Origin of the sequence: Bradyrhizobium mercantei, from assembly GCF_001982635.1 — a bacterium.
In the GTDB taxonomy this organism is placed as follows: domain Bacteria; phylum Pseudomonadota; class Alphaproteobacteria; order Rhizobiales; family Xanthobacteraceae; genus Bradyrhizobium; species Bradyrhizobium mercantei.
The window spans coordinates 700,188-710,744 of the sequence record NZ_MKFI01000001.1 but is presented as its reverse complement, the minus strand read 5'-3'; the positions used below and the strand labels follow the sequence as shown (position 1 = coordinate 710,744).

The following is a 10,557-nucleotide window of genomic DNA, read 5'->3' as shown; positions in this document are numbered from 1 at the left end:
GGTTATAGAATTGATATATAATCAATTCACTCAATGGAGCGAACGAGCCGATGAAGACCGCCCAGAAGACAGTGCGTTTGTTGAAGCAGTTCTCGCTCGACGCGCCCGAGCTTGGGGTGATCGAACTCAGTCATCGGCTTCAGATGGACCGTGCATCTGTGCATCGCCTTCTGCAAAGCTTGTGCGGCGAAGGGATCGTTCAACAAAACGAACGAACGCGACGCTATTCGCTGGGGCCGGCTATCATGGACATTGCTGCGGTCAGGGCTGGCTGGCCGGGAGTCGCGGACGTCGCGCGGAAGCATCTGAACCAATTGCGTGACCGGACAGGGGAGGGGGCTGCACTTTCTCGAACAGATGGCGCATCCGCCATCTGTGTGACGATGGTGGAATGTCGAAATACAGTTCGGGTCGTCTACGAGCTCGGCGAGCGCATTCCGCTTCACTGCTCCGCCAGCGGGCTGGTGCTGCTTTCGCATCTCGAGCCTGAACGGCGAGCCGCGTTGCTTGCGCAACCTCTGGAGCGCTTCACAACGTGCACGGTGACGGATGCCGGCGAGCTCGAAGCGGAGTGTGGCCGCGTGCGCGAGCTGGACAGCGCGTACGCTGCCGACACTTACCTCGAAGGCGTCCGAAGCGTAGCGTCGCCAATCCGCGATGCGCAAGGTCGCGTGGTTGCCGCTGTCGCGATCTCAGTCCCCTCGGCGAGAATGCCGGATCCATCTATTGCCGAGTTTCGGAAAAACGTTCTCAATTGCGCTTCTGCGATTTCCGACGAGCTTTCGCTCAAAGAGTAGCGAAAATCAGGAGCAGACGAAGGCGCTCGACCATGCTCGCTGGTCATCGCGCCACAAGAAGCGCTGAGCCGCTCCCGGCCTGAGCAATTCGTCAAGGGCTTCCGCAGCAGGGAAACGCCCGCCAGGCCGCTCGCGCCGGCGCTCGAGGGTGCCCTGTCTATCGGCGCAGACTTGTACACACCATCTTTCACATCCATGGAATCTCGCTCTCGCATCCCGGGCGGCGCATTGAGCTCTCGAACAGAAACTGTGCAAAACCACAGCGGACGAGGCCTAAGACCCCGCAGCCGCAAATCCGATCGTAGATCTGCGGCATCTGAAAGAGGAAAGCGCTCGATGAATTGCCGCGGATCGTGGCGCTCGGCTTCTGCCGTCCAAAACATGTCCCCTGAACGCAGGACGGTTCTCCAAGGCAATCTCGTCTCTGCATCGGTCACAACGCGCAACCCACTTTGTCGACTTAGTTCGAGGATCTCAAGATGAAGAAGAGCGATACGACTGCAGGATTCGAATGGGGCGGCTTGCTTCCCGAGCCGACGGTGATTCCCGATACCGCCGAAGTCCGCAGAAAATACAGCGAGGAGCGCGCGAAGAGGCTGGCATCAAACCGGACCGACATATCGGATCTGACCGGCGAGCTCGCGCATTACCTCGACGATCCCTACTCGGTCGCAGTCGAACGCGCCGCTTTGAACGACGAGGTCGATGCTCTCGTCGTGGGGGCGGGGTTCGGTGGGCTCATGACAGCGGCCCGGCTCAAGGAGGCGGGCCTGGCTAGCGTGCGTGTCGTCGATAGCGCCGGTGACGTTGGCGGTACGTGGTATTGGAATCGATACCCGGGCATCATGTGCGACGTCGAGTCGTACATCTACCTCCCGCTCCTCGAAGAGACGGGCTACATCCCCACAGAGAAGTACGCATCCGGATCGGAAATATTCGAGTACTCGAAGCAGATCGCCAGGCACTACGGTCTGTATCCGCTGGCTCTCTTTCATACTACGGTCAAGGAGGTTCGGTGGGACGCAGACGCAGCTCGCTGGGTCGTGCGGACCGATCGTGGTGATGCGATCAGAGCGAGGTACGTTGCCATCTGCAAGGGCATCTTCAACAATCCGAGACTCCCCGGCATCCCGGGACTGGGATCTTTCAAGGGCCGTTCATTCCATTCCAGCCGCTGGGACTACGCCTACACCGCTGGGGACATCACCGGAGGCTTGACCGGGCTGTCCGACAAGCGCGTTGGGGTAGTCGGAACAGGGGCCACCGCAGTGCAGGTCCTTCCCCAAGTCGCGCGACACGCGCTGGCCACATATTTGTTTCAGCGCACGCCGTCGACAGTCGGTCCACGCAACAATCGTCCGACCGATGCCTCTTTTGCAGCAGGGCTGGAGCCGGGCTGGCAACGTCGCCGCATGGCCAACTTTACGGAAATCATTTCCGGCCGTGCTCAGTCGACGGATCTGGTCGACGACGGCTGGACGGCTTTTTACGGGCCGCTGCGGCGATCCCTGGCGTCGTTCGGACAAACGCCGGAGGAGGCTTTGGCCGCTAAAGAACGGTTAGACCTGAAGCAGATGGAGGCGATCCGGGCCAGGGTCGACCATGTGGTGAAGGACCCTGAAACTGCCGAACGGTTGAAGCCTTATTACAATTATCACTGTAAGCGACCAGCCTTTCACGACGACTATCTCGAAGCTTTCAATCGGTCCACGGTGACCCTCGTCGATACCGATGGGCAGGGAATCGAGGAAGTGCTTCCCGACGGCGTCGTCGCCGGCGGCCGGAAGTACGAACTCGACTGCCTCATCTTCGCGACCGGATTCGATTACGAATCGAACTCGATCTTGAAGGGTATCGAGATTAAGGGGCGGGATGGCAGTAGCTTGAGCGATAAGTGGAACAGCGGAATCGCAACTCTGCACGGCATGACGAGCCGAGGATTTCCGAACCTGTTCATCCTGCCCGGGTCCAATGCGCAGGCCGCACTGACGGTCAACTTCTCGCACACCATCCAGGAGCATGCGGCCCATATCGGCTACATCGTCCGAGAGATGGAATCGCGAGGAGTTCGCTTCTTCGATGTCTCGCGAAGAGCCGAGCAGGAGTGGGTTCAGCGCATCGCTGCCGGCGTAGACCGGAGGCCGGCGGAGGTATGTACGCCGGGACGCCTTACAAACGAGGGGCAGCTCGACAAGCGACCGATCGCGAATGCGAACTTTCCCGATGCCATGGGATTTTTCCGGGTCCTGTCCGATTGGCGAGAAGACGGAACGCTGTCTGGTCTCGAGCTGAACTATGGGCAGGATACCGTCCAGGGCGATGCTTCAGGAACCGGATCTCGGGCGACGGCCGAGATGCCTTCCGCCTAAAGGAGGTTCGATTGGCTCTCTGCAATCTCGTCGACGTCATCACCTCTGACGATCTGCTTCTGACCGGGGCGTTCTACGCCGCCGATCGATTGGACAGGCGCGCGCGCATCGTCGATGCCGTACTGATGGTCCACGGCAATGGGGCGAATTTTTATAGTTCGTACCAGCGCGGCTTCGCGGAATTGCTCGCCGGCTCTGGCTATCCGGTTGTGACGGCAAACACCCGTGGTCATGGCTTTCTGAGCATGGCCGTGCGATTGACCGGGCCACAGGGCTATTTAGGCACTTCGATGGAGCGGCTGGACGAGTGCCTAAATGATCTGGATTCCTGGATCGCTTGGCTGAAGGTCCAGGGATATCGACGGATTCTCCTCTGGGGTCATAGCCGTGGCGCGGTCAAAGTCGCGTACTACATGGCGCAGCGGCCGGACGCAGCGACTTGCGCCGTCCTGTCGTCGCCGCCACTCCTGTCGCACAGCCGATGGATGGGAACGTCGAGAAGAGAGGAATTCAGAAGGGATCTTGCACGGTGCGAGGAAAGCGTGCGAGGGGCCGAGCCGAATGCCTTAATCGGAGTGACCGTTCCGTTGCCCTATTTCAGCGGCGCAGCGCAATATCTTGATACTTATGGACCGCACGAAAAGTACAACGTTCTCAGGCTGCTTGAGAATATCTCTAGTCCCGCTCTGGCCATCACGGGGACCGTGGAGGTCGAGGCATTCTTTCCATTTCAAGGTCTCGCCGAACTCCTCGATGAGCATGCGACGCGGTCACCGATCTTCGAACACCTGTCGGTCCCTGGGGGCGATCACGTGTACACTGGTTTACGCGAGTGGGTGCTCAACCGCGTTATTTCTTGGCTCACCGATGGCCCGCCGAGTCGTGCGGTAGCCTAGAATGGTTGGGAACGTCTTCCTGGCCAGCAGCGGAGGGCAAAGGCGCGAACGTTCCGAAGATGCCGTGTCCATCGGACGCGATCAAATCCGTCGCATGCCTTCTACCTTTCGGAACGCTACTTGCCACGTTGGTCGAGGGATCCTTCGAGCTTTGCACGCTCCGCTCTGAGCATCGCGACAAGTTCCGGCAGACGTTTTTCGATTCGCACAAGCGGTCCGCCGATGGCGATGGCCAACGGGCGGTGTCCGGAGGGCGAGGGCATCACCATCGCCACCACGCCGGCCTGTCCGTAAACCATCCCCTTTGAGAAGCAGTACCCGTCCTTTCGAACCTTGGCGACGTCACGTTGAAGTTGATCGAGAGAACCGATTTCGCGCGCCGCAGGATTTCTTTCTATGGTTCGGGCGTGCAGTTTCGCTATTCGAGCGCTGCTTTGGAGGCTCAAAAATGCCCACCCCAGCGCGGAGTGAACCAGCAGAACCTTAGCGCCCACGGGCGTGAAATACTGGATGGGCTGATTGGAATGTATGATGTCGACGACCTCGGCGTGCAGGTCGATCGGTGTCCCTAACAACACGGCCTCGTTAGACTTCCGGCTCAGCAGATGCAATGCCGCGCGTATCGGGCCGCGCTCGAATTCGTTGCTGGTGAGCCAGCTTCCAAGTCGGATGATCCGCTCGGTTGGTATGTACGTGCGCAGCTCGGGGTCGAACGAGAGATAGCTGAGGTCTGCCATCGTCTTCAGAAGCGCGGCCGCGCTTGAGTTCGGCAGGCCCAGCTCTTCAACGACGTCGGTAAGCCGCAGCGGCTTCTGGAGACGCTGAAAGAGCTCCAGGATGTCGAAGACCCGACGGGCCGACTTTATGAGAGCGTTCGACATGAAACAGCAAGAATGCCGGTAAAATCTTGGAGGCTCCGTGCTGCAAATATATCACGCGGCGGCCCATGCCAAGGCTCGCAATGCCCGAGTGGGAGGGCCCGGATGCCTGCGCAGTAAATCCGCCTTCCCGCAAATCCGTAGCCGATTTCCACGTATGTGAAATCTTTACCTGCGGAGGCGATCCGCGAATTGCGGGCGACGACCGACGTCCCGCAAGGTCCTTCCAAGCGACCACGGAGGGTCCGATCAAGGGCCGTTCCCAAGGCGCATCGGAAGAGGGAAGGGAACATGCCATGGGAGCGAACACCGACCACATGCAGAAGAGATGGATCGACAATCGTGTCTTGGTCCCCGTTCTTTGCGGGTTAGTGCAAGTCTTGGACGGCTACGACCTGGCTACGGTGGGCTTCGCCGTGCCATCAATCGCGAGGGAATGGGGGCTCGCGCCGGAGGCGTTTACGCAGGCCTTCGCTTTCTCCAGCATCGGCATCATGATCGGCGCCTTGGTCGCTGGCCCCCTCGGTGACCGGTTCGGCCGGCGTCCGATGATCCTGATCTCGGTGTTGCTGTTCGGGCTTTCTTCTTTGGCCACCGCACACGCCACGTCCGTATGGATGCTCGTCGTGCTGCGCTTCCTGACGGGATTGGGAATGGGCGGTGCAATGCCGACCACCGTGGCCCTCACCGGAGATGCGGTTCCGGAAAAATGGCGCACGGCGGCGATAACCTTCATGTTCTGCGGTGCGTCCTTCGGTTCTTTTGCCGCAGGCCAGGTGGCCGCTATGATCCTGCCGAGTTGGGGCTGGCAGGGGATGTTCCTGACCGGCGGCGCCCTCCCTCTCGCCATCTTCCCGGTGCTGTTCGCACTATTGCAGGAATCGAGCGCGTTCCGTGCATCGGCGAAGACGCGGAATCCGATCGGGGGCCTATTTCAGAACGGATTGGCGGCGACCACTCTCCTGCTGTGGAGCATCTTTCTGGCGAACCTTTTCACAATGTATCTTCTCGGCGCGTGGGTGCCCACCTTCATCACTCTCGATGGAACGACTCCTGCCGAAGCTGCTCACGCCGCGAGCTTCTACCCTGTCGCCGGCATGTTCTCCACTTTTCTGGTCGGCTATGCGTTGTCGCGCTTCAACGCGGAGCGCGTGCTTGCGGCCAACCTTGCCATTGCCGTCATCGCTCTGATCTTTCTCGGTAAGGTGCATTTCTCCGGATTTGCTCTGTGCGCGATGCTTTTCGCTATGGGATGGGGGATCGTCGGCAGCATGCTGGGACTGATAGGCCTCGCAGGTACTCTGTATCCGGCACACTTGCGGGCCACAGGAACCGGGTGGGCTATGGGTGTGGGTCGCCTTGGCGGAATCCTAGGTCCGATCGCGGGCGGCACATTGATCCACGCGGGGTACGCGCCATCGTCGATCATGCTGCTACTCGCCTGTCCTACAGCAGCAGTCGTATTGGCGATTCTTATGCTTCGGCGCGTTCGTGGCGCGGGCGATGTTCGCGAAACGGCTGAAGATCCTCAATCCCAGCTCGCGTTGGAGCGCCAAATTGGATCGACGCGCGCTTAGTCCCGCGTCCTAGACGATCGTCTATCCATAGGGGAAGGCCAAATGAACCTGAATTTCGCGGGCCGGACGGCGTTCGTGACCGGGGCAGCTAACGGCATCGGTCTTAGTATCTGCCGCGCCTTGGCGCGTCGCGGTACCAATATAGCGCTCGCCGATATCGAGGATGAGCCGCTTGAGCGTGCACGATCCGAATTGTCGGAAACGGGCGTCAAGGTCGCCAGCTTCGTCGTGGACGTCACCGATGCTGCAACATTCGAAGAGATCGCTGGCGAAATCGACCGACGAATGGGACCCATACATTTTCTGTTCAACAACGCGGGTGTGGCGCTCAAGACCGCTCCTGTCTGGGAATTGAAGCCATCCGACTGGGATTGGGTGCTTGGAGTGAACGTGCTGGGTGTCGTCAACGGACTTCGAGCGTTCGTGCCAGGGATGATCCGGCATGGCGAGGGCGGTCACATCGTCAACACTGCGTCGATAGGAGGACTTCAGGTCAATCCGGCTGTGCGCAACGGGTCCTATGCAGCCAGCAAATATGCCGTCGTCGCTCTCTCGGAATCGCTTGTCTTCGACCTGGAAGGAACGGGTATCGGGGTGTCGCTACTTTGCCCAGGCGTCGTCGCGACGACGCTCGAAAGATCGTCCGAAAGGAGACCCGATCGGCTGGGCGGCCCGAGTGCCTCGTCGAGCGGACTCTCGGATAGATTCAAGAGAGCGGCCATGTCGCCGGACCTCGTGGGGGAAAGAATCCTCGATGCAATGCTCGCAAACGAGTTCTTCGTTTTCACTCACGAGGACGGTCAAGGCAGGATCATCGAACGGCACGAACGCATTCTGGCCGGCTTTCACGCTTGCAGGAACTACATTCGTGATCGTGCTCAAGCGAAGTAGCAACTAACGGAACCATAAGCTCCGTAGTCTGCCTGGATCGTGTCGCCTTTGCGGGCTTCGATGGGGCGAATGAACGAGCCTGCCAGCACGACTTGGCCTGCTTCCAGCGCCAGACCGTTCGGAGCGATCTTGTTGGCGAGCCACGCCACGGCGGTCGCTGGATGATTCAGGACCCCCGCGGCAAGTCCCGTTTCTTCCAGTTGGCCGTTGCGGTAGCAAAGGGCGCCGATCCATCGGAGATCGGCCTCCAATGGCCGGATCGGGCGCCCACCGAGCACGATGCCAGCGTTGGCGGCGTTATCCGCAATCGTATCGAATATCTTTCTCGTCGCCTTGGTTTGCGCGTCGACACGTTCGATCCGGGTGTCCAAGATCTCGAGCGCGGGCACTACGAAATCGGTCGCGTTGAGCACGTCGAACATCGTGCAGGCTGGCCCCGCCAGTCTCCGCTTCATGACGAAGGCGAGCTCTGCCTCGATCCGGGTCGCAATGAAGCGCTCGGTGGGTACCAGGCCGCCGTCGTCGAAGAACATGTCGTCGAGCAGGACGCCGGAGTCGGGTTCGTCGATGTTTAGCGCGCTTTGCATGGCTTTCGACGTCAGTCCGATCTTGTGGCCCCTCACCACACGTCCCTGCGCGACCTTCATGTCGACCCATCTCTTCTGGATCGCATAAGCATCTTCGATCGTGATGCCGGGATGCTCGAGCGAGATCTGCCGGATCTGCGTGCGGGACTTTTCGGCGCTATCGAGCCGTTCGGCCGCGGAAATGATTGCGTCTTGCGACAGGGCCATGATGCGACTTTCGATTGTTGGTGTCTTCTGATGCTTAACATGTTAAGCGTTTCTGGGCAACTTCGATATGCAAATCGGATTCTTAGAGTTGGATCGATGATGGCAAGACGACCTTCGAAGCTGGCGCACTCCCGCCAGTCTCGCCCGAGGCAGCCGGCCGCGGTACCGATGCGGGAGTTTTCGCAATCTTTGCCGATGGCATTGCTGCGGGCGAGAGAAGCGGTCATGAAGCACTTCAGACCCGCGCTGCGCCAGAGCGGATTGACCGAGCAGCAATGGAGAGTGCTTCGGGCGCTTGCCTGGCTCGGAGAAATCGAGATAACGGAATTAGCTCGAACCGTGGTCATACTGGGCCCGAGTCTCTCGCGTATCTTGCGCGATCTCGAGGCGCGGCGATTCATCGAGCGAAGGACGCCTGAAACGGACCTTCGTCGGACGGTCGTCACGATAGCTGCGGAAGGTATGAAACTGATCGATGCAGTGGCGCCCGCCTCGGAGGCGATTTATGCCTCGATTGCGCGTCGGGTGGGAGAGGGCCGGCTGTCTGACCTTCATGACATGTTGGGTGTGCTCGAACGAAGTCTGGACGGGAAGAACGCAGTGCGGCCCCCGAAGCCCGGAACAAACTCGGACGAGTAGTCGGCGGCGCCGCCGTAGTTGCGCCGCCCGGCGAGTGGCGGAGCGGGGGCGCCCTGCTATGCACCTAGGTCCGACCTTACCAGCTCGGCGGCCTTCTCGGCGATCATGATGACAGGAGCGTTGGTGTTGCCCGAGACAAGGCGGGGCATGATGGACCCGTCGACCACCCGCAAGCTCTGCACGCCGCGGACGCGCAACGCGTTATCGACGACGGCTTCGGGGTCGGACGCCGGTCCCATCGCGCAGGTGCCTACGGGGTGGAAGATCGTACTGGCACGTCGTTGCACCCAAGCCAGAATGTCTTCGTCACTCTCGATCTTGCGGCCCGGCTCGTGCTCATCTTCGATGAAACCGGCGAGTGGTTCGCTGCATACGATCTGTCGTACTTTGCGAAACATCTTAACCGCAAGCTCCCGATCCTCGGGTGCCGTCAGATAGCACGGGTAGATGGAGGGTGGCGCCAGCGGATCATCGGTGTTGATCTCGATCCGACCTCTGCTCTCCGGTCTGAGTGCGCAGGCTGACACGGTGACGCCTGGAAACCGGTGAAGCGGTTCATTTCTTTCATCGAAACTTAACAGCGCGAAATGGAGTTGGGTGTCGGGCCGATCATGATCGGATCCGCTCGAGAAAAATGCACCCGCCCGGAAGATACCGCTACTGAGTTCGCCGGTTCGACCCAGGGCGTACTTCATCATTTCTCGCGCTCCGCGCCACCGGGAGTGCGCGAGCTGGTTCAACGTCTCGATGTCTTTGCAGCGATAGGTCGGCCGTATCTGCAGATGGTCCTGGAGATTGCGGCCCACGCCCGGTAATTCCGCCTCCACCTTGACGCCGAAACGGCCGAGTAGCGCCGGATCACCGATTCCGGAGAGCTGCATCAATTGGGGGGATTGTATCGCGCCACCGCTCAGTATCACCTCCAGGGAGGCGCGGAAGATCTCGCGGCACCCCGCCCGAAGGGTCTCAACGCCGACGGCACGTCCGTTCTCGATGATGATTTTGGTGGCCCGTGCGCCCGTGATGAGGGTGAGATTGGGACGGCCAAGCGCGGGCTTCAGGAAGGCGCGCGCGGTGCTCATCCGGCGGCCGTTTCGAGTGTTGATGGTGAAGTAGCCTGCGCCAGTGTTATCGCCGCCGTTGAAATCGGCAACGGTCGGGATCTGACAGCGTGCGGCTGCTTCGATGAAGGCGTCGGAAAGCACGTCGCGCGGCAGTCGTGAAACCCAGAGCGGTCCGCTGCGTTTCCTATCGGCAGGATAGCCGTCGGTCGTCGTGCCAAGAGAACGATCGAAATAGGAGCGGACGGTCTCCCAATCCCAGCCTTCGTTTCCGAGCGCAGCCCAATCGTCATAGTCCTTTCGATGCCCACGTAAATACAGCATGCCGTTGATCAAGCTGGACCCGCCTGGACCCTTTCCTCGAGGCCACGAAAATCGGCGATCCGCCATCGACGGCTCAGGTTCGGTGACGAATTTCCAGTCGTGGCGGGCATCTCCTATCGTCTTCACGTAGCCGATCGGGATGTGGATCCACATGTTCCGAGGTGTCGATCCGGCTTCCAAAAGGATCACTTTGAGATCGGGATTCTCGCTGAGACGTGCGGCGAGCGTGCAACCGGCAGAGCCAGCGCCGACGATGACGACGTCGGCGGTTTGGAATTCTGAAATCATAACAGGTGCCAAAAGGGGGCGCATCGCACCCATGCTTGAGGTA

9 protein-coding genes are annotated in these 10,557 nt (G+C 60.1%); 6 read left to right on the top strand and 3 right to left on the bottom strand.

Annotated features, from left to right (window positions below):
- Window positions 1-50: 50 nt before the first annotated feature.
- The 3 genes from BI327_RS03475 (at window position 51) to BI327_RS03465 (ending at window position 4,062) form a co-directional block, all read left to right on the top strand.
- On the top strand, window positions 51-797 hold the full coding sequence (locus BI327_RS03475; protein WP_076858368.1) for an IclR family transcriptional regulator: 747 nt from the start codon (window positions 51-53) through the stop codon (window positions 795-797).
- A 479-nt stretch (window positions 798-1,276) separates the two neighbouring features.
- Window positions 1,277-3,166 carry a flavin-containing monooxygenase gene (locus tag BI327_RS03470; protein WP_076858367.1) on the top strand — a complete coding sequence of 630 codons (1,890 nt, stop codon included), beginning with the start codon at window positions 1,277-1,279 and terminating at the stop codon, window positions 3,164-3,166.
- Between the two features lie 11 nt (window positions 3,167-3,177).
- Window positions 3,178-4,062: an alpha/beta hydrolase gene (locus BI327_RS03465; protein WP_076858366.1), complete on the top strand. Its 885-nt coding sequence runs from the start codon at window positions 3,178-3,180 to the stop codon at window positions 4,060-4,062.
- Window positions 4,063-4,178: 116 nt separating this feature from the next.
- Here BI327_RS03465 and BI327_RS03460 read toward each other — a convergent pair whose 3' ends face one another.
- On the bottom strand, window positions 4,179-4,943 hold the full coding sequence (locus tag BI327_RS03460) for an IclR family transcriptional regulator (protein ID WP_076858365.1): 765 nt from the start codon (window positions 4,941-4,943) through the stop codon (window positions 4,179-4,181).
- A gap of 293 nt (window positions 4,944-5,236) precedes the next feature.
- Here BI327_RS03460 and BI327_RS03455 point away from each other — a divergent pair, with 293 nt between their 5' ends.
- Window positions 5,237-6,517, top strand: a complete 1,281-nt coding sequence (locus BI327_RS03455; protein WP_076858364.1) for an MFS transporter — start codon at window positions 5,237-5,239, stop codon at window positions 6,515-6,517.
- 42 nt (window positions 6,518-6,559) lie between these two features.
- Window positions 6,560-7,408: an SDR family NAD(P)-dependent oxidoreductase gene (locus BI327_RS03450; RefSeq protein ID WP_076858363.1), complete on the top strand. Its 849-nt coding sequence runs from the start codon at window positions 6,560-6,562 to the stop codon at window positions 7,406-7,408.
- Here the strand turns inward: BI327_RS03450 and hpaH are convergent.
- A complete protein-coding gene (gene hpaH / locus BI327_RS03445; RefSeq protein WP_076858362.1) occupies window positions 7,396-8,202 on the bottom strand; it encodes a 2-oxo-hept-4-ene-1,7-dioate hydratase in 807 nt (268 codons plus the stop codon). The two genes, BI327_RS03450 and hpaH, sit on opposite strands and share 13 nt — an antisense overlap.
- A gap of 99 nt (window positions 8,203-8,301) precedes the next feature.
- On the opposite strand from hpaH, the gene hpaR reads away from it, so the two are divergent.
- On the top strand, window positions 8,302-8,841 hold the full coding sequence (gene hpaR, locus BI327_RS03440; protein ID WP_076859161.1) for a homoprotocatechuate degradation operon regulator HpaR: 540 nt from the start codon (window positions 8,302-8,304) through the stop codon (window positions 8,839-8,841).
- 56 nt (window positions 8,842-8,897) lie between these two features.
- Here hpaR and BI327_RS03435 read toward each other — a convergent pair whose 3' ends face one another.
- Complete coding sequence (locus BI327_RS03435) at window positions 8,898-10,514, bottom strand: GMC family oxidoreductase (protein ID WP_076858361.1); 1,617 nt, start codon at window positions 10,512-10,514, stop codon at window positions 8,898-8,900.
- Between the last annotated feature and the right edge of the window lie 43 nt (window positions 10,515-10,557).